We start from the raw sequence: 25,156 nt of genomic DNA on the forward strand, positions 1-25,156 counted from the left end.
GGGGATCAGTTACTGGAGCGTGGCCTGGGCGTGATGATGAAGGCCAAGCCGGCGGCGACGGCCGCGATGATGGCGCCGGTGGTGAAACCACGGGAGAACCCGTCAGTGCTGTTCCCGGCGATACTCGCCGCGGCCACGCTCGACACCACAGCGGCGCCGAGCGATGCGCCGAACTCGTGGAACGTGCTGACGATTCCAGACGCCAGCCCGGCCTCTCGTGGATCGATCTGCGCTAGAGCGGTCGCGGATGCGACGACGAAGACGGCCCCGGTGCCGGCGGCGGCAAGGCTGACGCCGGAAACCATCGCCGCGGTCCCGCCCCATAGCGCGGGGATCACGAAGCCCGCCGCGGCGAGGAGAAGTCCCAGCACGGCAAGGGTGCGCGGGCCCGTACGACCAATGACGCGGCCCGCTGCGTTGGCCCCGAGCATGGTCGCGAGCGCTACCGGGAGAAAGAGCAACCCGGTCTGGAGGGCGCCGTACCCGCGGTGGTCCTGAAGATAGAACGACCCGAGGAAGAAAACAGTGATCATCAGGGCGGTGGCCACCAGGATCAGCAGAGTCCCGGTCGCCACCGGTCGGCGCAACAGCAGTCGCAAATCCATGAGCGGGCTCGCCGCGAGGCGCTGACGGACGATGAAACCACCGTAGAGAACCACAGCCGTCGCGAGGAGTGCCGCAGTCGTCGGAGTGCCCCAGCCCTGGTCTCCAGCCCTAATCAGGGCGTAGATCAGGGTGCCGGTGGCAGCGGTCACCAGCGCTGCTCCCGGTACGTCCAGCCGACCCGGCGCGCCGGTGCTCTGCTGCGGCGGGAGTTGCACCCGCAGGATGAGCAGCAGGACGAGTCCCACCGGGACGTTGATGAAGAACACCCACGGCCAGCCCGGTCCAGCGGTCAGCAGGCCACCGAGGAGGACCCCCAGGGCGGCCCCGCTACCGCCCAACGCAGACCAGATCCCGAGGGCCTTGTTGCGTTCGTCGCCCTCGAAGATCGTGACGACCAGAGAGAGCGCGGCGGGGGACAGGATCGCCGCAGCAACGCCCTGGGCGATGCGACCGCCCAGCAGCATGGGGCCGTTGGTTGCCAGTCCTGCGAGCAGGGACGCGGCGGTGAACAACAGGAGCCCCATGATGACAAGGCGTCGGGCTCCGAACAGGTCGGCGGCGCGGCCCCCGAGTAGCAGCAGGCCACCGAAGGCGAGGGTGTAGCCGCTCACCACCCAGGTGAGGGTCTCCCGCTCGAGGCCGAGGTCCGCACCCACGTGCGGAAGGGCGATCGCGACGACTGTGACATCCAGGATCAACATCAATTGGGCGACGCCGACGAGTCCCAGGATCTTCCAGCGGTGCGGGTTGGGACCGCGGGTCGGACTCGTCGGGGCCATGGTTTCGGCCATGACTATCCGCCTCCTTCAGGTAAGTTGAACAGTGATGTTCGAGTTGTAGCGGCTACCATAACTCATACAGCACTGTTCGACTTGAGGGAGTTGCATGTCCCGCTCGGGAACCAGCCAGGCCCGCAGAGCCGACGCTCGGCAGAACGTGGAGAAGATCCTGGATGCAGCGGTCGCCAGCCTCAGTCGAAACGCTGACGCGAGCGTGAGCGAGATCGCCCAGGCCGCGGGAGTGGGTCGAGTCACCCTCTACGGGCACTTCCCGACTCGGGATGCCCTCATCGAGGCCGCGTTGGTACGAGTCATATCCGAGGGGGAGACGGTCCTGGCGAGTCTGGATCTCTCAGGCGACCCTCGACGGGCATTGCGCGTCCTGATCGAGTCGAGCTGGCTACTGATCGCCCGGGCGAGCGCCGTCCTTGCAGCGGCGCAGGCGGCGCTCCCTCCCGGACGGGTGCAGCAACTGCACGCGGAACCTGCCCAGCGCGTCGACGAGCTGATCCGGCGCGGTCAAGCCGAAGGAGCCTTTCGAGACGACCTTCCGGCGACCTGGCTGACCAGCGTCCTGCACCACCTGCTGAAGGGTGCGGCGGTGGACGTGGCCAACGGACTCGTAGAGCAGGCGGACGCACCACGCCTCATCTCCGAGACCGTCCTGGCCGCCTACACACGGGCCAACGCGTAGCGGGGCTGCGCCAGTGGCGTGGTGCTGCTGACTACCCGAGCGTCCACGCGGACGACCGTCCCGCAGCGCCACATCGTCAGAGTTGGCGAGCCATGCCCACCGACTCCGGCGCGGTCTCCGCGAAGCCGTACTGCGCATAGAGGTAGCGCGCCTTGCCGTCTGCGATGAGTGAGACGTAGGCGGTGCGAGGTGCCCGATCCACGAGCCGCTCCATCAGTGCAGCCATGATCCTCTTGCCGACTCCGAGCCCCTGATGCTCGGGCAGAACGCACATGTCAACGATCTGGAACGCGGTGCCACCGTCGCCGATGATCCGGCCCATGCCCACTGGATGGTCATCGTCATAGACGACGACAGCGTGCCAGGTTCCCGCCAGGCCATTCGTCGCGGCGTCAACGGATTTAGGACTTAGCCCGGCGGCGACCCGCAGATGCCGATAGACCTCAACGGAAGGTGTTTCTACTCGTAGGAGGTAGGTCACGGGTTCCTCGCATTTGACAGAGCCGTACTACATGAGCGCCGACAGCATACCCCCGGCGGGTATCAGTCGGCGCCCTGGTTCATGCGGGAGGTCGGGCGACAGCCGGCTTGGGACTCGATGCGGCGCGTGTTGCGTTGGGGGGCCGGCGGACGTGTTGAACCTGTGTCGGGTCGGCGGATCAGCCCGCGATTCCAGCGAGTACCGCGCCGTCTCGCCCGACGAATGGTTCGAGTTCGAGCGCAAAATCCAGCTGCGCCGGTGCCGCTCGGCGACCGCTTCCGCCCCTACGGCACACGTCGGGGAGCACACCCGTGTCCATTCCTGCGGCTGGACCCGCCCAGACTCCGCCGTGACGATCCCATCTGTGGGCTGAGGGCAACGGTGCGTGAGGTGTTCCACAGCCCGATGGATACCCCAGGGGGTATGTTGGATCGCGGAGGTGGGGCGACGTGGAGATGGACGCCAAGGTGCTGTCGGACGCGGTGACGCGGTTGAAGCGCGCTAACGGACAGCTGGGCGCGGTGATCGCCATGATCGAGAACGGTGACGACTGTGAGCGGGTATTGACTCAGCTTGCCGCTGTGTCGCGTGCCCTGGACAAGGCCGGCTTCAAGATCATTTCGACGGGGATGCGGCAATGTCAGCAGGCACGCGAGCGTGGCGAGCAGCCGCCGATGACCGAGGAGCAGCTGGAGAAGCTGTTCATGGCGTTGTCCTGACCCGAGTGGGCTGCCCCGCTTCGGCGGGGACATGTCGCCTGCCCACTTCCCACAATTCTCTTCAACACATACCCTCCGGGGTATTCACCGCGAGGAGTGAATCTGTGACGGTTCGGGAGATCGACCTGGACGGGTTGCGCCGACGTGAGGGCGCTGTGGTGCTGGATGTACGCAGCCCGGCCGAGTTCGCGGCAGGCCACCTGCCGGGCGCGGTGAATCTGCCCTTGGACGAGCTGCCCGAGGCTGCTCGGCGGTTCGCCGGGCAGGACGTGGTGGCGGTGTGCGCGTCCGGTGGGCGCAGCGCGATGGCCGCGCAGGTCCTCGACGCCGCCGGTGCCCGCGCGTGGTCGCTGACCGGCGGCACGCAGGCCTGGGTGCGCGCCGGTCACCCGATCGAGCAAGGCGCGACCCGATGAGCGGCCGCAGCAAGACCACAGAAATCCAAGATCGGAGACGATGATGACTGGCATTGAGGTGGAGGTCGTGGACACCTCGTCACTGGGTGACCGCAGTTACCTGGCGCACGACGGGCGGGTCGCGGTCGTGGTGGACCCGCAGCGCGACATCGGTCGGGTGCTGGCCCTCGCGGGCCGGCTCGGGGTCCAGATCACACACGTGGCCGAGACGCACCTGCACAACGACTACGTCTCCGGCGGCCTGGCACTGGCCCGGCTGACTGGCGCCACCTACCTGGTGGCCGGCGCCGACACGGTGGGTTTCGAGCGGTTGCCGGTCGCCGACGGCGACGAGATCACCGTGTCCGACGAGATGCGGATCGGCGTGGTCGCCACCCCCGGGCACACGTTCCACCACGTGTCCTACGTCCTGCACGGCCCTAACGGGCCGCAGGGGGTGTTCACCGGTGGCTCGCTGCTGTTCGGCACGACTGGGCGCACCGACCTGCTCGGTGAGCAGCACGCACACACGCTGGCCGGGCATCAGCACGATTCGGTGCGTCGGCTCGCCGATCTGCTGCCCGACGGCGCTCACGTCTGGCCGACGCACGGCTTCGGCAGCTTCTGCTCCGCCACCCAGTCCGACGCCCCGGACTCGACGATCGGCCGGGAGCGGCAGGTGAACCCGGCGCTGCGACTGGAAAACGAGGCGTTCGTCGCCGAGACCCTCGCCGGGCTGGACGCCTACCCTTCGTACTACGCGCATATGGGCGCCCGTAACACCGACGGCGCCGACCTGATCGACCTGACGCCGGCCCGCCGCGCCGACCCGGCCGAACTCGCCAATCGCATCGCCGCCGGCGAGTGGGTGGTCGACCTACGCTCACGCAAGGCGTTCGCGCACCGGCACCTGACCGGCACCCTCAGCTTCGGCCTGGACGGGCCGATGTCGACCTGGCTCGGCTGGATGGCACCCTGGGGCGCGCCCATCACCCTGCTCGGCGAGAGCGAGCAGCAAGTCGCCGACGCCCAGCGCGAACTCGCCCGCATTGGCATCGACCGGCCGGCCGCCGCAGCCACCGGCCACCCAGACGACTGGGCGGACGGCGACGACACTCGCCTGGCCGAACTCACCACCGCCACGTTCGACGACCTGGCCGCTGCCCGCGACGGAGCCGTCCCGCACAGCCTGCCCGCACCCGAGGTGGTGCTGGACGTGCGAATGACCAACGAGTGGCGCACCGGGCATATCGACGGCGCCGTGCACATCCCGCTGCCCGACCTGCCGCACCGCCTCGCTGACGTGCCCGCCGGCACAGTGTGGGTGCACTGCGGCTCCGGCTACCGCGCCGCCGCCGCGACCAGCCTGCTGCAACGCGCCGGCCGCACTGCGGTGCACATCGACGACGCCTACGCCAAGGCCGCCAACACCGGCCTGACCATCATCACCAGCAAGGAGACCGCGTGACCACCGGCACCCCCGCCACCGTCCAAGCCACCGACCTGCACCATCAGATCAGCACCGGCAACGCCCCACGCCTGATCGACGTGCGCACCCCGGGCGAGTTCGAGACCGCGCACATCCCCGGCTCCTACAACGTGCCACTCGACCTGCTGCGCGAACACCGCGACGAATTGCGCGCGCACCTCGACGAACAGGTCGTGCTCGTCTGCCGCTCCGGGCAACGCGCCGCCACCGCCGAAGCAGCGCTCGCCGCCGCAGGCCTGCCGAACGTGCGCGTGCTGCACGGCGGCATCACCGCTTGGCAGGCCGCCGGCGCGCCGATCCGCACGGGCAGAGCCCGCTGGGATCTCGAACGCCAGGTACGCCTGACCGCCGGGTCCATCGTGCTCGTCGCCGTACTGGTCAGCATGGTGTTCCCCCCGGCAAAATGGGTCGCCGCGTTCATCGGCGCCGGCCTGACCGTCGCCGCGGTGACCAACACCTGCGCGATGGGGATGCTGTTGTCCAAGCTGCCCTACAACCGCGGCCCGCGCACCGACCTCGAAGGCGTCGTCGCGGCCCTGGCCGGCCCGCGGTCGTGACCGCTGCCCTCGGGCTCGGCACGGTCATCGGCATTCTGCTCGGCCTGCTCGGGGGCGGCGGTTCCATCCTCGCCGTCCCCGCTCTGGTCTACGGCGCAGGGCTGCCGCTGAGCGCCGCCGTACCGACGTCGCTGCTGGTCGTCGGCATCTCCTCGGCCACCGCCCTGCTGCCCCGGCTCCGTGCTGGGCAGATCCGCTGGCGGATCGCCGGGATTGTCGGTGCCGCCGGTGCCGCAGCGGCGTTCGCCGGCGCTGCGGTCAACCGACTGCTCGACCCCCGCGTCGTCCTGATCGGCTTCGCCGGACTCATGGTTGCTGCGGCGCTGAGGATGCTGCGGGATCAAGGCGAGGCGGGCGGCGACTGCGCCCTGCCCGGCGGTGGCGTCAACTGGCGCGGCTGCCTGCCCAAGTCCGTCGGCGCGGGCATCGCGGTCGGCTTCCTCACCGGCTTGTTCGGCGTCGGCGGCGGCTTCCTCATCATCCCCGCCCTGGTACTGCTGCTGGGCCTGCCCATGCCCGCCGCCGTCGGCACGTCGCTGGTCATCATCGTCATCAACTCTGCGGCCGGATTCGCCGCCCACTCCGGGGACGCCACACTCGACTACCGCATCGCTGGCGCCTTCACCGTCGCGGCGATCATCGGGTCCCTCGCCGCGGCACGCTTCGCCTCTCGGGTACCCGCTCGGCACCTGAGCCGCGCTTTCGCCTACCTCGTCATGGTCATCGCGGCCTTCGTCGCCATCCAGGCCGCCATCAACCCACCCGCCAACTAAGCGCGACGGGAAACCACGCCAGCAGCAGGATGAGCCTCCCAACGAGGTCCACCCCTGATGATGCCGACGTCGCACGCCACCGCCAAGGACGTCGACTATGGCGAGATCCGCACCTCCACCGAGCTGATGAACCACCGGAAGTCGGACCTGCTGTGGATGGAGACGTCGTTGGTGCCGCTCAAGTCGAACGACCGCGTCCCCGCGCACACGATCACGGGCTCATTCGCGGGCACCGGACCGGCGCTGAACAGGTGCGCGAAGTAATGGGCGCCTCGGGTCAGGTTCTCGCGGACATGGCTGGAATCGTCGTCGGTCTGCAGGTGGAAGGCTGACATCTGGGCGTACGACGGCTCGGCCACGCTGGGATGCAGGACGTCGAGCATCAGGAAGTTGCCCTGGCCGGTGGTGGAGTTCGACCACCCCCACTCGTTCTCCGTCCTCAACCGGTGCGTCGCCTCAACGGACTGGGCGTCGATGAGCACCTCGACCAGACCTGCCGTCGGCGGTGTGAAGGAGAAGGCTATCGCGCTGAAGCCGTCGCCCGAGGCGTAGTCGAAGTCGCCGGCGTCGCCGTCGTCCATCGTGACGGTGATGCCGACGTCACCGAGCGACGGATTCAACGTGTGCATCCGATCGACGATGAAGTTGTCATTGCGTACCGGGACGAAGCCGAAGTTGAACCCGAAGAACGGCGGACGGTGGACCTCCCACCGGTGCGGGCCCGGGTCGCCGTCCGCGATGATGACCCCCCACGGAAGCGCGTGCGCGTGGAACGGCGACAGCCTCAGCCACCTGTCGAGGTGGCTGGACAGGTGGAAGCCCGGGGTGACGTGCGCATCCACCGGGGCGAGGACGTCGGCCATCGCCTCGTGGTAGTCCTCCCTGATCTCGGCAAGCTCGTCACGCCGGACCTTCCGGGCGCGGAGAAACGCATCGGCCTTCTGTTTGCGGGCCTCGTTCAGGTCAGCGAAGGTCGACTCCAAGCCGTGCGGCGGCTGGAGCAGGTCACGAAGCGCCAGCCGCTCCTGGTGCATCAGCGTCGTCAGGTCCGCCCAGTTGTCGTCCCCCAGCAGGCGACGCAGCCGGTCACTGGCGCCAGCCGCCACCTCCGCGGCTTTGCGGTTGCGCGCGTTACTGATCGTCCGGAGACGCTCCTCGCGCTCCTGGATCGCCGCGTCGGCCATCCGCTGGGCTTCGACGGGAAAGTGACGAAGATTCTGGCTCGTTGTGTGGGTCTTGAGCATGGTGTGCCCCCTGAAGGTGGGCGACCGTTGCCCGGAGCATATGCACGTCCCACGCCCGTGGAGCAGTCCATGTCCACGATGTGCTGAAACGGGCCGCCCCGGGCCGTGACCTGGACATTCGAAGATCGCCAGGAAGGGGGAGACGGCGCCGGCGGCGCCGCGCCCGTTGATGCCCTCGCCCGGCTGGAGCCAATGGTCGCGGCGGGCCCGGACCTGCTTGGCATGCTGGCCGACGCGGTCACTGACGCCGACCGCGCCGTGCGGCGGTCGGCGGCCACCAGCCGGTCAACACGCTCACGGCGATGCTGCGCTCCGGCGGCCGGCTCGCGCTGGTGCACGTCGGCGAAACCCCGGGCGTACGCGCTGCGGGACGGCGATCTGTCCCAGCTGACCCGCGACCACACGTACGTGCAGTCGCGGGTCGACCAGGGCCGGCTCGGCGCGCAGGAGGTGGCCACCCATCCGCAGCGGGCCCTGCTGGCGCGGGCGCTCGGCGTCGGGGGAACCGCCGTGGAGGCCGACACCGAGCGCGATCAGGTCGTTGGGCAGCGGCGGGCCTGACAGCGGAGGTCAGTCGCCGTGGTCGTGGCCGGTGGAGCGGATTGACTGGCGACCGCTCTCCTGATCCCGCTCGTTGTCGGCCACCGGCTTGCCCAGCCGGGTCACCCAGTCGACGAACTCCGCGTCCTGTCTCGGCAGCAGCTCGCCGTTCCCCGGGGTGCCCGCGCCGTCCCCGTCGGCCCGGGACTTGTTGCGCCGGAACAGGCCCAGCCGCCCGCTGGCCCGCCCGCTGGCCCGTCCCGCCTCGACGACGGATGCCGAGGCGGCCGGCGCGGGAACCTTGGCGACCGGACCGGTCCCGGCGGGGCCGGCCGGCGCGGTCGTGGGCGGGGGCCCGGCGCGCCGGGCGGTCGCGAGGGCGTCCCAGTTCGCGGCCTGGTTCAGGTTGGGCAGCGGCGGCCGGATCCGAGGTGGAAGCGCCGGTTCAAGCCTCTCTCGCGTGCCGGCCGAGTGGGTCGCCTCGGCGCCCGGAGCGGGCTCGGTCGAGGGCGGCACCCGCCGCGCCGGAACGACCGGCCGGGTCGCCTGAACCCGCGTCCGGTCGGTCTTCGGCGGCTGGTATATCCGGCGGGTCCCCGGGGCGACGAGTGCCCCGTCGGAAGGCATCCCATCGGGTTCGGTGTTGTCGGCCTCGGCCTCCGCCGTCCCGGAGCCGTCCCCGCCGGGTCCCGCGGGAAGGTAGGCCGCCGTCGCGGGGACCGGTTCCGATGTCTCCGGGGTGTCGTCGTGGTCGGCCGGTGTGGCGAGGTCGGCGGGTGCGGCCGATGCGGCGGTAACGGCCGGTGCGGCGGTCCACGTCGCGGAGTCGGCCGGTACGGCGCTGGCGTCCCGGTCGCCAGCCGGCGTACCGAAGCCCAGCGGTTCGGCTGCGGTCGGGAGCTTCGCTGCGGTCGCGTCGGCGACCGGCCCCGTGCCGGCCAGGTCGACCGGCTCCGGCTCGTCGGTCGAACCACCAGCGGCCAGCGTCATGGCCTGCGGCACGGCGGGGTCGGCGGACAGCGGACGGTGGCTGTCGGTCGGCTCGACGACCCGCGCTTCGGCGGTGCGCGCCTGGAACGGCCAGCGGAGCAACGCGGCGGCGGCCGAACCGAGCACACCGGCGGCGACGGCGAGCAACGCGACGTAGTACGGCGTGATCTGGTACCGGTCGACGGCGTCGCCGGGACCGGCGGTCAGGTAGGCGAACGCGACCAGCGCTGCGCCGGCCGTGCCGGTCGCGCCGTTGACCAGCGGCGGATGCCCGCGCCTGCGGGCCAGCCCGCCGGTCGCCGCGCCGATGAGCAGGGCGACCGCCGGCAGAATCAGGATCGCCTGCCGGCGTGCCGTGTCGGCGTCGAGCCCGGCCGGCTCCAGCACACCGAGCCGTACGGCGGGCAACGGCCCGCCGGTTGCGAGCGACGGGACGACCGAGACGAGCGCCAGCAGCCAGACCACGCCGCCCACCGCCGCCATGTTCCAGCCCAGCGGCGGCTTCACCAGTACGGCGATCGCGGCACCCGCGCCGACCAGCGCGCCGATGGTCGCACAGATGGCGACGGCCCAGATCGGGTCCACAGAGAAGCGCTCGGCGGCCTGGGCCGGCCGGACGCAGAGCGGCGCCACAACGGTGGCGCCCAGCGCGGCGGCGGCGGCGACGGCCACCAATCTGCCCGTGCTCCCCAGCATCCCGTACCGGCGGGCCAGGCGTGCGGTGACGACGGTGCCGGCTACGGCGGCGTGCGCCGCGAACCAGCCCACCCAGACGAGCTGGGAAGGCCATTGGTTGACGGTGGCGCCGGCGGAGGCGCCGGTGAGCTGGACGATGCCGAAGCTGAACGCGATGCCGAGCTGACCGGCACCGGCGAGCACGCCCATCCCGACCGCTGTGAGCAACAGGTTACGCCAAGTGCGAGAGACCATGTCGGGCACGTTACGCACCTAATGCACCGACTTTCACCGAAATGACGGATTCCACGTCGGACCGCCGTGCCAGCGGCTACCTCAATTCGACCAGGCGCGCGAGGTACGTGGTGCCGCCCACATTGGTGAGCATGTGGACGTCGAGGGCAGGTACGGACAGGCGCGGCACCGGGGTAGGAACGCGATGTCGCCGTCCCGGCGGCGGGGCCTTCACCCCTGACGACGCGGCAAAAGGATCCGGTGGGTGACCGATCACCGGTGCTCGCCGATCCAGGCTCAGCGGTCGCCGGGGCGGACCAGCCCGCTCTCGTACGCGATGACCACGAGCTGGGCGCGGTCGCGGGCGTTCAGCTTGTGCAGCAGGCGACTCACGTAGGTGCGGGCGGTGTCCGGGCTGAGGTGCAGGGCCCCCCCAATCTCCACATTCGACCGTCCGGTGCCGACCTGCGCGAGGACGTCGCGTTCCCGTCCGGTGAGCACGGCCAGCCGCGCCGGGTCCTCCACCGGGGAGCGGGCCGCTGCGGCGATCACCCGCCGGGTCACCGCCGGTGACAGCAGCGCGTCCCCGCCGGCCACCACGCGGACGGCGTCCCGCAGGGCGTCGGGCGGGGTGTCCTTGAGCAGGAAGCCGGCGGCGCCGGCGCGGATGGCTTCGAAGAGGTACTCGTCGTCATCGAAGGTGGTCAGCATGACCACCCGGACGTCGGCCAGCAGCGAGTCGGTGAGGATTTGGCGGGTCGCCTCGAGTCCGTCGCCGCCCGGCATCCGGACGTCCATCAGGACGAGGTCGGGCCGCAGCTCGCGGACGACGGCCACGCCGGCCCGACCGTCGCCGGCCTCGCCGACCACGGTGATGTCCGAGGCGCGCTCCAGCAGCGCGCGGAGTCCGGTGCGCACCAGGTGCTGGTCGTCGACGAGGACGACTCGTACCCCGCTCACGCGACGACCCCGGGCAGCGGCAGGCGGACGAAGACCCGGAAGCCGCCGCCATCGGCGTCGGCGGCATCGACGGTGCCGCCGAGCAGGGCGACCCGCTCAGACATACCGCGCAGCCCCTGACCGCGCTCACCCGTTGCGCCACCGGCGGACGAGCCGCGACCATCGTCGACGACCTCCAGCGACAACCGGGCCGGCGTCGCCCGGATCGTCACCGAGACGCGGGTGGCCCGCGCGTGGCGCACCACGTTGGTCAGCGCCTCCTGCACGATTCGGTAGACGGTGCTGCCTACCACCGTGGGCAGCGCGTCCACCAGGCCGTCGACGCGCAGCTCGACCGGCAGCCCACCGCGGCGGACGCCGTCAACGAGCGTACGCAGCTGGGCGAAGCCGGGGGCCGGCTCGCGCGGCCCGGGTTCGCGGCGCAGCGTGCCCAGCGTCGCGCGTAGCTCGGCCATGGCGCTGCCGCTCACCGAGTGGATCGCGGCCAGGGCGGTCTCGGCCTGCCCGTGCTCGGCATCGGAGAGTGCCTCCCGCGCCACGGCCGACTGCAGGGTGATCACCGACATCGTGTGTCCGAGCGTGTCGTGCACCTCCCGGGCGATCCGCATCCGCTCCGCCTCGACCTGCCGGGCGGCCTCCCGGCGGCGCTCCTCGGCCGCCGCGGCGGCCTGCCGGACCAGCGCGGCCCGCAGCGAACGCCGGTTGCGCACGGCGTCACCGAGCGCGATGACGGCGAGCATCAACGCCGCCTCGGAGCCGAGACCAGCTCCGATCACGACGGAGATGTCGTCCCCCTCGATCAGCCGGGCGGCCACTGAAACCGCCAGCAGACTCCCGCCGACGGCGGCGGCCGGGACCGCCCGGCCCCGCGCCGCGGCCACGTAGAGGATGGCGGCGGCCGGGGCGGCCACGCCGACCGGCGGCAGCTCCAGCGCGTAGTAGCCGAGGATGCCACCGGCCGTCGCCAGCAGCGCGGGAACCGGCCAACGCCGAGCCACCAGCAGCAGTACGGCTAACCCGACCCCGAATCCGCAGGCGAACGCCGCGCGGGCGGCAGACCCGTCATCCGTCACCACCGCCGCCGTGATCAGGCCCAGGATGGCCACGGCGAGCAGCGCCTCGGTCCGGGTGGGTGGCGTGGCCTGCACGTCTGTGAGCCTAAGTCGGCGCGGGCCCGGGCCGCTGCCGTCCACAGGCATCACCTCCGCCCCGGCACGTACGTCGAGAAGCGATGCCAGCTCGCGCGGCTGCGCGGCAGACGGTCCCGAATCGCCGACCTAGCGTCGACGGCGACATCACACACCGTGCCCCCGAGAGGGACAGAGCCAAGGAGAAGTGCGGCCGTGTCCCGTACCAAGCTGACGTGGATCGTCCTCATCGTGCTCGTCTGGACGGCGATGATGTCCTTCGGTGGGGTCGCCGCCGAGACCGTGATGCTCTACCCGAATATCTTCGGCGACGCGCCCGCATCGCTGGACCGGGCCCGTGAGTTCCTGGTCGCGGGCGGCCCGAGCGACTACTTCCCGCCGCTGGGCGCGACGGTCGTGCTGAGCAGCCTCGCCGCGATCGCGCTCACCTTGCGCAACCGCCGGCTGCGCTGGTACGTCGCCGGCGCCGCCGCGGTCTTCATCGCCTGCGAGTTCCTGTTCTCCGTGGTGTTCTTCTGGCCGCGCAACGAGATCATGTTCGTCGACCCGGTCGGCACGCACTCCCCGGAGTACCTGCGCCAGGTCGCCGAGGAGTTCGTCGCCGGGCACTGGGTACGCCTCGCCGGAGGAGCGGTGACGTCCGCGCTGGCGTTCACCGCGCTGCTGCGCTTCGCCCGGGAAACCGCACCGGTGCGGGCCGAGCGATGAACCTCGGACGTCGTACCCTCGGCTTCTCGTGGCCGGCCCTGGTCGCGCTCGCCGCGTAGGCCGCACCGCGGGTTGCCGGCCTGCATGGCAGGGGAAGCGTACGAGGGGGACGGCGGCCGTGAGCTGACACCGCGGTGGGTGCCGGTTGCTTGTGACTGCGGCGGTGACACGCGACCCCGCCCGCCGCCGTTATGACTTGTCGGTTTCCTTCCATGCGGCCGCGACGAGGGTCGGGAGGACCCGTGCTGCGGCATCGCGCAGGTTGATGGCGGAGATCCGGTCGAGTGGGGTTGGCTCCGGGTTGACCTGGATCACGGTAGCGCCGGAGCGTGCCGCGATCCGGGGGATCTCGGCGGCCGGGTACACGACGCCGGAGGTGCCGACCGTCAGGAGCACGTCGCACGCGGCGGCTGCTTCGACCGCCGCAGTCAACGCCGCCTCGGGCAGTGCCTCACCGAACCACACCACGCCCGGGCGGACGAGTGCTCCGCAGGACGCGCACCGCGGCGGCGGAATCCGGCGGCCTTCGTGCGGCTGCGCGACGTCGCTGTCCTGTGGGTCCTCAAAGGTTGCCGGGTGAGCGGCCGTCGCCACGCATCGGGGCATGAAGAGGCTGCCGTGCAGGTGGATCGCAGCCTGGGTTCCGGCCCTCTCGTGCAGGTCGTCGACGTTTTGCGTGATGATGGTGGTGCCGGGTACCCGGGCCCCGATGGTGGTGATGGCCAGGTGCCCAGGATTGGGCTCGGCTCGGCGTACCCTGCTGCGCCGCCATTCGTACCAGCCCCAGACCAGGTCTGGATCGGCGTGGAACGCCTCGGCAGTGGCGAGCTGCTGGGCGTCGAAACGCGCCCACAAGCCGGTGAGATCGTCACGGAAGGTGGGCACACCGCTCTCGGCGGAGATCCCGGCGCCGGTGAGGACGACGACACGGCGGGCGTCGCGGAGGAGTTGGGCCGCTCGATGCGGCAGCACACCGTCCATACGGGAGATCCTGCCACCACGTGGCGGCGCGCAACTGCTTCAGGGCAGACGACCGCGCCATGGCGAAGCCTCCCGGCTCGTCGACGTGGTGTCCCGTGAACCTCATCGGTCTACGTCGCGAACAAGTGGAAAGTAAACCGATCACGGTCTGGGACACCAACTGGGTCGGGACCGCGATGGGGGAAAACCTCCAGGCGGAGGCGGATGGTTTCCGGCTTCCGACCGCCGACGGCGTTGCCTAGCGTCGTTCGTATGATCGAACTACGCGAGCTGACGAAACGCTACGGCGGCCGGGTCGCCGTCGACGGCTTGAGCGTCCGGGTGCAGCCGGGCGTGGTGACCGGCTTCCTCGGCCCGAACGGATCCGGCAAGTCGACGACGATGCGGATGATCCTCGGCCTGGATGCCCCGGACCATGGCGAGGCACTGATCGGCGGCGTCCGGTACCCGGACCTGAACTGGCCGTTGAAGACGGTCGGCGCGCTCCTCGATGCCGGGGCGTTCCATCCCGGCCGCAGCGCCCGTGCGCACCTGACCGCGCTGGCCGCGAGCAACGACATCCCCGGTTCCCGGGTCAAGCAGGTGCTGCGCATCGTCGGCCTGTCCGACGCGGCAACGCGGCGCGCCGGTACGTACTCGCTCGGCATGCGCCAGCGGCTCGGCGTCGCTGTGGCCCTGCTCGGCGACCCGAGCGTCCTCCTGCTCGACGAGCCGGTCAACGGACTGGATCCGGAGGGCATCCGCTGGATCCGGGACCTGCTGCGCGGACTCGCCGCCGAAGGCCGGACGGTGTTCGTGTCCAGCCACTTGATCGCCGAGATGGCGCTGACCGCCGACCGGCTGGTGGTCATCGGCCGCGGCCGGCTGCTGGCCGAGACGACCGTCGCCGAACTCGCCGCCGGCGACGACAGCCTGGAGGAAGCGTTCTTCCGGCTCACCTCAGAGGCCACCGACTATCGCGGAGTGGGAGCGTCATGAACGGGTACGGATTCCGGCACGTGGCCCGGATGGAGCGGATCAAGCTGAGCAGCGTCCGGTCGACGTGGTGGCTGGCGATCGCTGCGGTGGTCTCGATGGCCGCGGCCGGGGCCGGGGTGGGACTCGGGTACCGATCGCACACCCCGATCGCCACCGCCGCCCAGATCCTGAACAACAGCCTCGGCGGCGCCATTGTGGCCCAGTTGCTTCTCGGAGCGCTCGGCGTCCTGGTGGTGACCGGCGATTACGGCACCGGGATGATCCGCTCGACGTTCGCCGCCGTCCCGCGGCGTCGGATCGTCCTGTCCGCGAAGGTCGCCGTGTGCGGCGGCGCGGCTCTCACCGTCGGCCTGGTCGCGAGCTTCGCCGGATATCTGGGCGGGCAGCTCGCGATCCGCGGCACCGCCATCCCGGCGGCATCCCTCGGAGACCCGACGATCCTGCGCGCGGTCGTGCTGACCGGCGTTTATCTGGGCGTCACCGCGCTGATCGGGGTCGGCATCGGGACGATCGTGCGGCACTCGGGCGCCGCGATCGGCACGCTGTTCGGACTGATGTTCGTCCCGATGATCGTGGCCGGCCTGTTCGGCGAGAGCGGAATCCAGGTCGGCCGCTTCGTCCCGCTGTTGATGCTGCTCAACTCGATCGCGGTGACCTCGCCGCTACCCGGGCTGTTCTCCGGCTGGATCAGCGCGCTGCTGATGTGCGGGTACGCGGCGGTCGCGATTCTGTGCGGCGGCATGCTGCTCCGCCATCGCGACGCGTGACCAGCGACAATGAGCTGATGATCGCGCTGCGCGCTCCGTTCACCACACTGGCCCTGCGCCGGGCGGTGTTCTGCGTCGTCGGCGTGGTCAGTGCGGCCGCGATCCTGAGCGTACCGGCGATCGTGCCGGCCCTGGGCGTCCTCATCCTCTGGGCGACCGGAGCCATGTCCAACCAGCCCGCACCTACCGTCGCACCGTTGTTCCTGGTCCTGTTTCCGCTCACCATCGCGCTCCTGGTCGTGCTGGCCGCCCCGACCGGGCGCACGATGGGCGCCCTGCATCGCTCACTCGCCGACCGGCTGCTCGACGTGCACGTGGACGCCCCACCGCCCCGGCCCTCGAAGCGGATCAGCGCCGTGGTCTCCGACGGACCGGGCTGGCGCGCCGTCGGGTACGGCCTGCTCAAGGTGCCACTGGCCATCCCCGAGGGCTACGGTGCGTTCTGCTACGTGTTCGGCTTGGTCAACCTCAGCTATCCGGTGTGGTGGCCGCTGTTTCGCAACCACCCGGCCGGCACGCGCCTCGGAGCGGTGTGGGCGCTGACACCGTTCGGCACCATCGGTACGCGGACGTTCGCCGGAACGTTCCTCATCGCCGCGGCCGGCCTCGCCATGCTGTTGGTCGCACCGTGGTTGATGCGGGCCGGTACGACACTGGACCTTGCCGCGATGCGACGGCTGCTCGGCCCGCGTCGGCTCGCTGAGCGGGTACGCGAACTGCAGGTCACCCGGGCCCGCGCGATCGACGACGCGGCCGCGATGATGCGCAGGCTGGAACGGGACCTGCACGACGGCGCGCAGATCCGGCTGGCGACGCTGGCGATGAACCTCGGCATGGCGACCGAGAAGCTCGGTGTCGACGGCCCGCCACCCGACCTCCCACAGGCCCGCGAACTGGTCGCGCTCGCCCACCGCGGAGCGAAGGATGCCCTCGCCGACCTGCGCGACCTGGTGCGCGGGATCCACCCGCCGGTCCTCGACAACGGTCTCGGCGACGCGCTGGCGACGCTCGCGACGAGCAGCGCCATCCCGGTCGCGGTGAACGTCGAGCTGCCCGGCCGCCCGGCGCCCGCGATCGAGACCATCGCTTACTTCTGCGCCTCCGAGCTGCTCGCGAACGCGGCCAAACACAGCCGGGCGACCCGTGTCAGGCTCGGCGTCGTCCGATCCGGCGAGCGCCTGATGTTGACCGTCGAGGACGACGGCATCGGCGGGGCGAACCGTGACGGTCCCGGCCTGTCCGGCCTGGCCCGCCGCATCGCCGTCGTGGACGGCCGGATGCGCGTACACAGTCCGACGGGTGGCCCGACCCGGGTCGAGGTCGAGCTGCCCACACGGGTGTGAACGGAGGCGACGACATGCGGGTGGTGATCGCGGAGGATGCCGCGATGATGCGCGAAGGGCTGATCCGGCTGCTCAGCGACCGAGGTTTCGAGGTGTGCGCGGCGGTGGCCGACGCGGATGCGTTGCGGTCCGCGATTGCCGCCAACGCACCGAACGTAGCCATCATCGACATCCGGATGCCACCGACGCACACCGACGAGGGACTGCGCGCCGCGATCGACATCCGACGCGACCATCCCGACGTCGGTGTGTTGGTGTTCTCCCAGTACGTGGAGACCCGCTACGCGACCCGCCTGCTCGCCGACCGGCCGGCCGGCGTCGGATACCTGCTCAAGGACCGCGTCGCCGACGTCGCCGATTTCGTGGACGCGCTGACCCGGGTGGCATCCGGTGGCACCGCGCTGGATCCGGAGGTGGTCGGCCACCTGATGCGGGCCGGGCAGGACACGGCCGGGGTGGCGTCGCTGACCCCCCGGGAGCGTGAGGTGCTTTCGCTGATGGCCGAGGGACGATCCAACGCCGGGATCGCGGCGGCTCTTGTCATCACCTCCGGAGTCGTGGAGAAGCACGTGGCGAACATCTTCGCGAAACTCGGTTTGCCGTCCTCGGATAGCGACAACCGCCGCGTCCTGGCCGTCCTCCGCCACGTCAGCGGCGGCTGATGTCACGTGCTGCCGGGTCTAGCTCGGGCCTTGGCCAACGCACGGTCAACCCAGGGGTGAGAGCAGATCAGGGTCGCTCCCCGTGGCCGTTCGCGTTACGGGGCCGATGTCGTGGCGCGAACGAGCGCAGTCCGGGATAGCCTTGGCGTATATGGCTACCTATCGCAGCGCCTCAGTGCTTCTCTCCTCGGACGGCACCAGGACCCCCGGCACCGCCGCCCTCTTCGCCGAGCCCGCCCGCAAGGGTGGGACCCCGCCGTGGGCAGGCGACTTCCGACCTGCCAACAGCGCCGGCAACGGCCCCAAGAACGCGGTCGGGAAGACCTTCACGTTGGAGCTGCCCGACGGCAGCACCGGCAAGGTCGTGGTCCAGAGCCTCAAGAGCGGGAAGGGAGGCGTCGTGCTGGCGTTGATGGGCGAGGACGCACCTCCCTTCTGATCAGGAAAGTGATCGCCGCCGACGCCACCGGCTGAAGACAGCCGGTATGCGACCCTGTCGATGTCAATGCGTTCGGATAGCTGCCGGGCGCATTGCCTCACCCATGGCTGGGCGTCGACGAAGGTCAGGTGTACTGATCTCCCACGAACGGTGCTGGAACGGGCTGGCTCCACGTGTCAGCCAGCCAGCTGGTCGCGGCGGCGGGTGAGGTAGGCCCGCTCCGCGGGGTTGCCGGCGAGACCGATGGCCCGGTCGTACGCCGCCCGCGACTCGCCGCCGCGCCCGAGTCGCCGCGGCAGGTCGGCGCGCGCGGCGTGGAAGGCGTGGTAGCCGTCAAGGACCTCGGCGAAGCGGTCGATCTCGGCGAGCCCGACCCCGGGGCCGTCGACCTCGGCAACCGCCCGGCACGCTTTCGACCCCTCGGCGGCAAGCGCCAGGGCCACGTCGAGGTCGGCCGCCTCGATGACCCAGAAGCCGCCGAGGTACTCCTTCGTTTCCGGGTAGGGTCCGTCAGCGAAGGCCGGCTTCTCGCCCTGCCCGTTGACGGTGGTGGCGGTCGTCGCGGGCTCCAGGCCGTCGGCGAAGACGAAGTGACCGTCCCTCTGGAGCCTCTCGGTGAAGGCGTCGGCGTCGGCCAACGCCTGCAGCATGGCCTCCTGGGAGGGGTGGGTGCCGCACTCGGTGCGCTCGGCCGGTCCGTAGACGGACAGCAGGTACCGGGGCACCGCGCTCACTTCTCCCCAGAGCCGTTACGCCGGGCCTGCCCGGGACCTCGGAACCGGTGCACCTCCTGCGGCCAGTCGAGCACGGTCGCGAGCCTGCCGGCCCAGTATCGCGCCGCCGCGTCGTCGGGCACGTCCACGACGGCGAAGCCGCCGAGGTGCTCCTTGGTCTCGACGTACGGGCCGTCAGTGAAGACGGGCTTGCCGTCAACCGGCTCGACACTGCACACCGCGGTGGAGCGGTCGAGCCCGCCGTTAGTGAAGATCAGGACACCGTCGGCTTGCATCTCCTCGATCACGGCCCGGGCGGCCGTGCCCTTCTCGCGCAGCTCCTCCGCAGTGTGCTCGGCCACCCACTCATCGTTGAAGGTGATCAGGTACTCCGTCATGGTCGTCTCCTCTCAGTCCCGCGACGAGGGCCGTTCCTGACTCCTCGTGTCCGGCGGCCGGGCTGGCCGCCGCACACTGGTTCCACGAACGGCTGCGCCTTGATACGACACCATCCCGGAAACTCCTCTTCAAGGCAGCCCCGGCGTAGTGACTGAGGAAAGGATCGATCTCCGTTCGAGGTGTACGGCTGGGCAACCCCGTCGAGCGGAGGCACCACCGTCGGGGAGGCGCTCAATATCCTCGAACGGTTCGACCTGCGGTCGATGACCGCGACCCAGGCCATGCACTACTCCCTGGAGGCTGGCATTCGCCGACCGGAATCGCCACGTCGGCGACCACACTCCGCGCCGGGTGCTCCACGAGCTGCTCAGCGACGCGTACGCCGTGCTGGATCGACCCGGCGGCGGCGCTGCCCTGACCATCGAGGCGACCGGTGCCGTTCACCGTGGCCAGGCGGTGCAGCCCTAGCCACGGTGAAGAAGGTGCATCACGAGGCTCAATCGCCGAAACGGGCGACGAGCCGGCCGGTGACCTCGTTGTTGCGGAGCCGTTCGAGGCCGGCCCCGATCTCCTCGAACGCGATCTCCGTGTAGGTGGGCTCGATCTCGCTCCTGAGCAGCAGGTCGAAGACCTCCTCGATGTCCTGCACCGTGCCCCCGAGCGACCCGACGATGCTTTTGCCGAGGATCGTGGGGGTCGCGATCGTGAACGTTGGCCGGCCCAGACCGACCTGTACCACCTTGCCGCCACGCTTCACAGCGGCGAGCGCCTTCTGTGTCGTGTCGAACCCGGCGTAGTCGACGACGAGATCGAAGTCCTGAGCGGGCCACTCGGCCGCGTCACGGACGACCGTCGCGGCGCCCGCGGCCGTGGCGAGGCCCCAGACCTCCTCTTTCATCTCGGCGACGTGCACTTCGGCACCCGCCAGGACAGCGGCCCGGGTACCGATCTGGCCGAGGCCGCCGTAGCCGATGACGCCGACCTTCATGCCGGCCGTCGCCCCGCCGGCCTTGATGATCGCGTGGTAGGACGTCATGCCGGCATCGGTCGCCAGGGCGGCCAGGGAGAGGTCCAGCCCGGCGGGGACGCGGGCGAGGTCCGGCGCGTCGGCGACCAGCTTGCCGGCGAAGCCACCGTGCGTGAACATGCCCAGCGGCGGCCGGACCCCGGAGGAGCAGACACCGACGACATCGCCGATCTTCCAGCCCTCGACTCCCTCACCGAGGGCGCTGATCACACCCGCGTTCTCGTGCCCCTGGGTCATGGGCAGGAACGGCATCGTGGCCTCGCCGATCTCCATGTACATGAGGTCGCTGTGGCAGAGCCCGGCGGCCTTCACGTCAATGACCACCTCGCCGGGACTCGGCTGCGGATCCGGCACCTCGTTCAGAGCGATCGGTTTGCCCGTCCCCTCGAACTGCCAAGCTTTCATGCGCTGACTCCTTCCGGTGATGGGCCCGATGGCGACCCTCAGGCGACGGCACCGAGACACGGCTGGTCTGCGAGCCGGCGCGCCGCACCGCGACTCAAGTATCCGTACACAACTGTACGCTTAGCTGTGCGGCCGCAACAAAATCGCGTTGTGGCTCACGTCAGGCCACGAAGAGCGCCCGATGGAGCATCTCGCGAATGCGTTCGTCCCAGCGCTCGCGGCCTGCGCGCTCGTTCTGAGCCATCGCGCCCTCCGCCATCTGCAACGCCAGAAAGATCTCGGCCATCCCGACGCCCGCGTGCACCACCCCGCCGGCGCGACCCCGCACGAGCACCGCCTCGAACGCGTGCACCGTCCGTTCCGCCAGGCCTTCGAACCAGGAGATGTCCGCTCCGGCGAGTACACGCACCAGACTGCGGTTGGCCCGCTGCAGGTCGAGCACGAAGTCGAAGAGCTCGACAACGCCGGTCGGCCGATCGGCGAGCTTCTTCGCCCGTAGCTCCATCAGCTCGACCGCGCTTTCGTACACTGCGGCCACCAGCTGTTCTCGTGTCTCGAAGTTGCGATACAGCGTTGTACGGCTCACTCCCGCGGCAGCAGCGACCTCCTCGAGCGCCACGTCAGGCCCGCGCTCGGCGAACAGATGACGGGCGGCCTCCAGCAAACGCTGTCGATTGACCGCCGCATCACGTCGCAGGCCACTTCGCGGGTTCGCTGACATGCCGGCAGAGTACCCAGTGCCCAAGGCCGGGCCCGAAGGGGAAATCCGTCGCGGGCCCCAGGGCGCTTGGCCGGCCGCGTCCGGACGGTGCCTGTCTTCGTAACCGTCGGTGCGGTACGTGCCACGCGGGAAGACGGCATCCGCACAGTCCTTGCCATCTTTCACGATCTCGAACTGACCCTGCAGACCGACGGGACGTGGACGGATCCCACGGAGGCAACCCGGCGAGTCAGAAGACGGTCAACTTCGATCTGACGAAGCTGCATGCGTACAGGCTTAGGCTGACTGGACTGCTGGGTCTGGCAGGTAGTGGCGATGCCGGCGGGGGCGACGATGAGCACCGACGATCGGATCGAACGGGCCAGAGAGGTCTATGAGCGGGCAGTGTTCGGCGGCGATACCAGCGCGTTGATCGATGCCGAACAGGGCTTGGACGCGGTCGAGGCCGATGCGGCGTTGGCGCGTGGGCTGATTCTGCATGCGCGGTTTCAGAGCGCGTCCGCCGACGCCGGCTCGTTGCCCGCCGAGGATCCCGCTGAACTGCCGTTGTTTGAGCGTGCGCTCGCGTTGTACCGGGAACTGGGGGACACGCGCGGCGAGGCCGAGGCGTTGTTCTGGATCGGTTGTCTCCACCAGTTCATCCGGCGTGACAACGAGACAGCGGTTCCCTACCTTGAGCGGTCCTGCCGGCTGGCGGCGCAGACCGGTGACAAGCCGACGCGGTCCGAGGCGCTACGGCATTTAGGCATCGTGGCGCACGCGGCTGGCCGCTTGGACGAGGCGCGTGAGCGGCTGGAGGAGTCATCCCGGCTGCGCCGGGAGGTCGGGGCCCTGCCGGGCGTGGCGTCCAACATGATCGGGCTGGCCTACATCGCCGCCGCCGAGCACCGCCGCGCGGACGCGCTCGCAACACTCGACGAGGCGCACGTTATCGCACGTGCGCATGATGCTCACGCCATCGTGCGGCACATCGAGCAGGCGAGAACGCAGATCTAAGCGTGCGGCCACGGGCAGACGTTCCGCGAGCCGGTAGCGGGCGGATACTTCCGCCGCTGAGAACGCTTGAACCGCTCGCTGCCGTCAAGGCACTGTGAGCGGCGGGTGGGTGTCGTGGGTGGTGCAGCAGCGCTGGTGGTGGCTCGGGTCCGGGCTGGCCTGGGTCGGCGGCGGTCCGCCAACCAGGGCCACCGGTCAGCGGCGGCCGGTGGCCAGGGCGACGAGGTACTGTCCGCCGCCTGCGTCGACGCTTGCGGTCACCGGCAGTCCGGGCACCAGCCGGGAGAACCGGTCGACCAGCCAGTCCGCCGCCTCCTGGGCGTCCTTCTTGCTCGGACAGCGGGCGACCAGTTCGCGGCCACCCTTGCGCTCGAGTCGCTCGGCGACGGTGATCAGCGGCGCGGGCTCCACCACGTGCAGACGGTCAGGCCAGGCGATGACCACCTTGACCGCGCCCTTGCGAGTGTTGCAGGCACGGTGCGCGAGTCGCTCGGCGACCTTGGCCTTCTTGTCGGCGGTGCGGCTGTCGACGCTGGGACCACGCGGGTCGTTCACCGACATGTCGGCGTTGACCGGCTCGTCGCACACCCAGCATCGCCAACTGTCACGCCTCGCGACGTCATCGAGGAGACTCATCTGAGCAAACTAGCCTGTCGACCCCTCGGCCAACGACAGCCCTGGCCGCGGCGAGCGCCGCCAGTCCGAAGAAGGGTTGCAAAGGATCGCTCTCCTGCGCCGTACACCTTGGCTCCCGGTGCGATATCGCGCCGCCGTTGGCAGCCGTAACTCGGTAGGCAGTTTCAGCCAGTGCAGTTACGTCTCATACCGCAGATAGCTCGGCGCCGTCCGAAGTCAGGGGGCGCTGGGTTCAACCGGTAGGGCCGGCGGTCGGTCGTTGCGGTTGTTCTTGCCCGGTGGTAGGCCTTTCAGTAGTTGCGGCCTCGGTCAGCCAGCGGTGGTCGTAGTTCAGGTGGTCCCAGCGGGACCGCAGCCACTGGCGCTTGGTCGCGCTCGCCGTTCGCCATTGGTATCGCAGACCGTCGGCGAGTTGATGGCGCCGCTGCGGCGCGAGGAGCCCTGGAAGCTGGTGGCAGATGTCGGCGATCATGTTTGCGCGCTCACGACGTCGAGCCAGGGCGTCCGCCGGGTGGGCTTCGAGCAGCGGCTTAGTGAGGAACCGGATCTCCAGGAAGCCCAGATGGAGAAGGTCCGCCGTTGCCGCCTCCATCGCAGCCTGGGACGGCTCGTCCGACTCCATATTGACCTCCTCCGCCGGGAGGCTAGCAGTGGCGCGTCGCGCCATCCGCTTCTGCTGCCGTCCGTGCGCGCAGGGAGACGACGAGCCCTCACGTTCGGTGTTCGGCGTCGTCCCGTGGCGCCCGGGACCTCGGACTGCCGATGAGCGATCATTCTGTTGTGAGGTCGCCAGCGAACGAGCCGACGAGCATCTGCCGGTTGCCGACTGTGAAGCGGACCTCAACGAGCTCACCGACCTGGTTCTGGTTGGATACAACCTCTGAGACTGGGCCAGTGATCTGAATGATCACCGATCGCGTCATCGCATCGGCAGGCCAAAGGTGGTCGGGCATTTCGACTTGGGACCGAAGTTCGGCTACCAGTCGCCAATCGGTCCAGACCGTCAGGGCAAGTGACAGACCGTCGATGAAGACCAGTTGGATCGCCTGGAGGTAGCCGTTGGTTTCGAATATCTGAGCGACCTCGATGACAGTGCGAGTTCGAACCTTGAGCGCATCCAGACCCTCGGCGAGTATGGCCATCGTTTTCCTTCCGCCGGACGCTGGTCCCAGGATTCCAAGATCGCATGGCAGCTCAGCCTTCCTCCACGTCGAGCACGAGACGTGCAGGGTCCGAGGTTGTTGCAAGGAACCCTTCGGGCCCGTTTTCCGGATGCCAATGACCTGCCACGGCAGACACACTACGGCGGCCATCGAGACCACCATGCAGGGTCGCGCCGCTCCGCGGAGCGCGGGAAAGCCGAAGCTTTTCAGGCGTACTCATCTGCTGCTCATGGAGTAGGCCCGCAACAAACGCAGCGACGACGCCACCGCCGTCTACGCTGCCTGAACAGCCGATTCTCGCCCAGAGCCGGCCAACTGCCGGCGACACCGAGGCTCAAGACGTGCACCAACCACGCGGTCGAGTTGTTGGAGGTTCGTAGGCTCATGGAACGCACACACGCTGTCCACGCGTTTCGGGAGGCCGCTCAGTCCTTGGTCGATCTTGTACTCACCGAGGACATGGTTTATTTCGATGCGCTGCCGGACCGAGTTGACCGGGAACTCGGCACACCGCTGGCCGGCCTTGGAAGTGCCCTGAGCGAGGGCCGAGAACTTTCTGCCATCCTCGACATGCCGCGCCTGGTCGAAGAGATAGCGGACGAAATCCGACCCTCGCTGCCAGAGGATCTGGCGAGCGCCATCTCGGACATGGCTACTGCTCGGCGCGACGTGGACTGACGCTCCCATCGTCGGCCAGCAGTGGAGTGAACCGCTGCACCCACCGGTAGGCCATGACATGATCGATCTCGACTCCGCGTTCAACCAGCATGCCTGATCCGGCACTGGCTGGTTCCATTCGACCGGCAGTGCCGACCGGTCCGGGAAGGCGCAGGTCACACGGGGTTGAACAGCCCAGGGAGATGTGTCTCCCCGACACGCGAGCGGGCCCCCGATCGTGATCGGGGGGCCCGCGTGGTCTCTACCTCTGCCTGCT

The 25,156-nt window shown here is 69.8% G+C and carries 27 protein-coding genes and 3 pseudogenes; 15 read left to right on the plus strand and 15 right to left on the minus strand.

What is annotated here, in order from left to right; genetic code table 11:
- Positions 1–5: 5 nt before the first annotated feature.
- Positions 6–1,397, minus strand: coding sequence for an MFS transporter (locus ABZV00_RS28855; protein WP_355611735.1), 1,392 nt, complete (start codon positions 1,395–1,397; stop codon positions 6–8).
- A 145-nt stretch (positions 1,398–1,542) separates the two neighbouring features.
- Here ABZV00_RS28855 and ABZV00_RS28860 point away from each other — a divergent pair, with 145 nt between their 5' ends.
- Positions 1,543–2,079, plus strand: a complete 537-nt coding sequence (locus ABZV00_RS28860; RefSeq protein ID WP_355611738.1) for a TetR/AcrR family transcriptional regulator — start codon at positions 1,543–1,545, stop codon at positions 2,077–2,079.
- 76 nt (positions 2,080–2,155) lie between these two features.
- Here ABZV00_RS28860 and ABZV00_RS28865 read toward each other — a convergent pair whose 3' ends face one another.
- Positions 2,156–2,560, minus strand: coding sequence for a GNAT family N-acetyltransferase (locus ABZV00_RS28865; RefSeq protein ID WP_355611741.1), 405 nt, complete (start codon positions 2,558–2,560; stop codon positions 2,156–2,158).
- Between the two features lie 449 nt (positions 2,561–3,009).
- Between ABZV00_RS28865 and ABZV00_RS28870 the strand changes: the two genes are divergently transcribed.
- The 5 genes from ABZV00_RS28870 (at position 3,010) to ABZV00_RS28890 (ending at position 6,493) form a co-directional block, all read left to right on the plus strand.
- A complete protein-coding gene (locus ABZV00_RS28870) occupies positions 3,010–3,279 on the plus strand; it encodes a metal-sensitive transcriptional regulator (RefSeq protein ID WP_328418303.1) in 270 nt (89 codons plus the stop codon).
- A gap of 104 nt (positions 3,280–3,383) precedes the next feature.
- Positions 3,384–3,695 carry a rhodanese-like domain-containing protein gene (locus ABZV00_RS28875; protein ID WP_355611744.1) on the plus strand — a complete coding sequence of 104 codons (312 nt, stop codon included), beginning with the start codon at positions 3,384–3,386 and terminating at the stop codon, positions 3,693–3,695.
- Between the two features lie 43 nt (positions 3,696–3,738).
- The gene (locus ABZV00_RS28880; RefSeq protein WP_355611747.1) at positions 3,739–5,142 is read left to right on the plus strand and encodes an MBL fold metallo-hydrolase; all 1,404 of its coding nucleotides are present in this window, start codon (positions 3,739–3,741) and stop codon (positions 5,140–5,142) included.
- Positions 5,139–5,720 carry a rhodanese-like domain-containing protein gene (locus ABZV00_RS28885; RefSeq protein ID WP_355611750.1) on the plus strand — a complete coding sequence of 194 codons (582 nt, stop codon included), beginning with the start codon at positions 5,139–5,141 and terminating at the stop codon, positions 5,718–5,720. Before ABZV00_RS28880 ends, ABZV00_RS28885 begins: the two co-directional genes overlap by 4 nt.
- Complete coding sequence (locus ABZV00_RS28890; protein ID WP_355611753.1) at positions 5,717–6,493, plus strand: sulfite exporter TauE/SafE family protein; 777 nt, start codon at positions 5,717–5,719, stop codon at positions 6,491–6,493. The genes ABZV00_RS28885 and ABZV00_RS28890 overlap by 4 nt, the downstream gene beginning before the upstream one ends.
- Positions 6,494–6,588: 95 nt before the next feature.
- On the opposite strand, the gene ABZV00_RS28895 is transcribed toward ABZV00_RS28890, so the two are convergent.
- Positions 6,589–7,737, minus strand: coding sequence for a hypothetical protein (locus tag ABZV00_RS28895; protein ID WP_355611756.1), 1,149 nt, complete (start codon positions 7,735–7,737; stop codon positions 6,589–6,591).
- Between the two features lie 210 nt (positions 7,738–7,947).
- Here ABZV00_RS28895 and ABZV00_RS28900 point away from each other — a divergent pair.
- Positions 7,948–8,259: pseudogene (locus ABZV00_RS28900) on the plus strand (hypothetical protein); the annotation flags it as partial.
- Between the two features lie 48 nt (positions 8,260–8,307).
- Here the strand turns inward: ABZV00_RS28900 and ABZV00_RS28905 are convergent.
- The 3 genes from ABZV00_RS28905 to ABZV00_RS28915 form a co-directional block, all read right to left on the minus strand.
- A complete protein-coding gene (locus ABZV00_RS28905) occupies positions 8,308–10,197 on the minus strand; it encodes a hypothetical protein (protein ID WP_355611759.1) in 1,890 nt (629 codons plus the stop codon).
- Between the two features lie 276 nt (positions 10,198–10,473).
- Entirely contained in the window at positions 10,474–11,136 is a 663-nt protein-coding gene (locus ABZV00_RS28910) for a response regulator transcription factor (RefSeq protein ID WP_355611762.1), read from the minus strand.
- Positions 11,133–12,284, minus strand: coding sequence for a sensor histidine kinase (locus ABZV00_RS28915; protein WP_355611766.1), 1,152 nt, complete (start codon positions 12,282–12,284; stop codon positions 11,133–11,135). Before ABZV00_RS28915 ends, ABZV00_RS28910 begins: the two co-directional genes overlap by 4 nt.
- 195 nt (positions 12,285–12,479) lie before the next feature.
- Between ABZV00_RS28915 and ABZV00_RS28920 the strand changes: the two genes are divergently transcribed.
- Complete coding sequence (locus ABZV00_RS28920) at positions 12,480–12,992, plus strand: DUF1772 domain-containing protein (protein ID WP_355611769.1); 513 nt, start codon at positions 12,480–12,482, stop codon at positions 12,990–12,992.
- A gap of 189 nt (positions 12,993–13,181) precedes the next feature.
- Here ABZV00_RS28920 and ABZV00_RS28925 read toward each other — a convergent pair whose 3' ends face one another.
- Entirely contained in the window at positions 13,182–13,973 is a 792-nt protein-coding gene (locus tag ABZV00_RS28925) for an NAD-dependent deacylase (protein ID WP_355611772.1), read from the minus strand.
- 252 nt (positions 13,974–14,225) lie between these two features.
- Here ABZV00_RS28925 and ABZV00_RS28930 point away from each other — a divergent pair, with 252 nt between their 5' ends.
- The 5 genes from ABZV00_RS28930 to ABZV00_RS28950 all read left to right on the plus strand — a co-directional run bounded on the left by ABZV00_RS28930 (position 14,226) and on the right by ABZV00_RS28950 (position 18,162).
- Positions 14,226–14,951, plus strand: a complete 726-nt coding sequence (locus ABZV00_RS28930; RefSeq protein WP_355611775.1) for an ATP-binding cassette domain-containing protein — start codon at positions 14,226–14,228, stop codon at positions 14,949–14,951.
- Positions 14,948–15,718 carry an ABC transporter permease gene (locus ABZV00_RS28935; protein WP_355611778.1) on the plus strand — a complete coding sequence of 257 codons (771 nt, stop codon included), beginning with the start codon at positions 14,948–14,950 and terminating at the stop codon, positions 15,716–15,718. The genes ABZV00_RS28930 and ABZV00_RS28935 overlap by 4 nt, the downstream gene beginning before the upstream one ends.
- The gene (locus ABZV00_RS28940) at positions 15,715–17,061 is read left to right on the plus strand and encodes a sensor domain-containing protein (protein WP_355611781.1); all 1,347 of its coding nucleotides are present in this window, start codon (positions 15,715–15,717) and stop codon (positions 17,059–17,061) included. Before ABZV00_RS28935 ends, ABZV00_RS28940 begins: the two co-directional genes overlap by 4 nt.
- A gap of 14 nt (positions 17,062–17,075) precedes the next feature.
- The gene (locus ABZV00_RS28945) at positions 17,076–17,723 is read left to right on the plus strand and encodes a response regulator transcription factor (RefSeq protein WP_328418278.1); all 648 of its coding nucleotides are present in this window, start codon (positions 17,076–17,078) and stop codon (positions 17,721–17,723) included.
- A 151-nt stretch (positions 17,724–17,874) separates the two neighbouring features.
- Positions 17,875–18,162 (plus strand): hypothetical protein, encoded by a 288-nt coding sequence (locus ABZV00_RS28950; protein ID WP_074310625.1) that lies wholly within the window; start codon positions 17,875–17,877, stop codon positions 18,160–18,162.
- 176 nt (positions 18,163–18,338) lie between these two features.
- On the opposite strand, the pseudogene ABZV00_RS28955 reads toward ABZV00_RS28950, so the two are convergent.
- The 5 genes and pseudogenes from ABZV00_RS28955 to ABZV00_RS28975 all read right to left on the minus strand — a co-directional run.
- Positions 18,339–18,563, minus strand: a pseudogene (locus tag ABZV00_RS28955) (RNA polymerase sigma factor); the annotation flags it as partial.
- Positions 18,564–18,590: 27 nt separating this feature from the next.
- A pseudogene (locus tag ABZV00_RS28960) lies at positions 18,591–18,812 on the minus strand (YciI family protein); the annotation flags it as partial.
- Between the two features lie 80 nt (positions 18,813–18,892).
- The gene (locus ABZV00_RS28965; RefSeq protein WP_328418270.1) at positions 18,893–19,273 is read right to left on the minus strand and encodes a YciI family protein; all 381 of its coding nucleotides are present in this window, start codon (positions 19,271–19,273) and stop codon (positions 18,893–18,895) included.
- A gap of 497 nt (positions 19,274–19,770) precedes the next feature.
- A complete protein-coding gene (locus ABZV00_RS28970) occupies positions 19,771–20,706 on the minus strand; it encodes a zinc-binding dehydrogenase (protein WP_355611786.1) in 936 nt (311 codons plus the stop codon).
- A gap of 160 nt (positions 20,707–20,866) precedes the next feature.
- Positions 20,867–21,427, minus strand: a complete 561-nt coding sequence (locus ABZV00_RS28975; protein WP_355611789.1) for a TetR family transcriptional regulator — start codon at positions 21,425–21,427, stop codon at positions 20,867–20,869.
- Positions 21,428–21,760: 333 nt separating this feature from the next.
- Between ABZV00_RS28975 and ABZV00_RS28980 the strand changes: the two genes are divergently transcribed.
- Entirely contained in the window at positions 21,761–22,423 is a 663-nt protein-coding gene (locus tag ABZV00_RS28980) for a tetratricopeptide repeat protein (RefSeq protein WP_355611792.1), read from the plus strand.
- A gap of 195 nt (positions 22,424–22,618) precedes the next feature.
- Here ABZV00_RS28980 and ABZV00_RS28985 read toward each other — a convergent pair whose 3' ends face one another.
- The 3 genes from ABZV00_RS28985 to ABZV00_RS28995 form a co-directional block, all read right to left on the minus strand.
- Positions 22,619–23,059, minus strand: coding sequence for a hypothetical protein (locus tag ABZV00_RS28985; RefSeq protein ID WP_355611794.1), 441 nt, complete (start codon positions 23,057–23,059; stop codon positions 22,619–22,621).
- A 232-nt stretch (positions 23,060–23,291) separates the two neighbouring features.
- A complete protein-coding gene (locus tag ABZV00_RS28990) occupies positions 23,292–23,681 on the minus strand; it encodes a hypothetical protein (RefSeq protein WP_355611796.1) in 390 nt (129 codons plus the stop codon).
- 148 nt (positions 23,682–23,829) lie between these two features.
- Positions 23,830–24,201, minus strand: a complete 372-nt coding sequence (locus ABZV00_RS28995) for a hypothetical protein (RefSeq protein WP_355611799.1) — start codon at positions 24,199–24,201, stop codon at positions 23,830–23,832.
- A gap of 405 nt (positions 24,202–24,606) precedes the next feature.
- Here ABZV00_RS28995 and ABZV00_RS29000 point away from each other — a divergent pair, with 405 nt between their 5' ends.
- Entirely contained in the window at positions 24,607–24,900 is a 294-nt protein-coding gene (locus ABZV00_RS29000) for a hypothetical protein (protein WP_355611802.1), read from the plus strand.
- Positions 24,901–25,156: the final 256 nt, after the last annotated feature.

Origin of the sequence: Micromonospora sp. NPDC005173, from assembly GCF_040608515.1 — a bacterium.
Taxonomy (GTDB): domain Bacteria; phylum Actinomycetota; class Actinomycetes; order Mycobacteriales; family Micromonosporaceae; genus Micromonospora.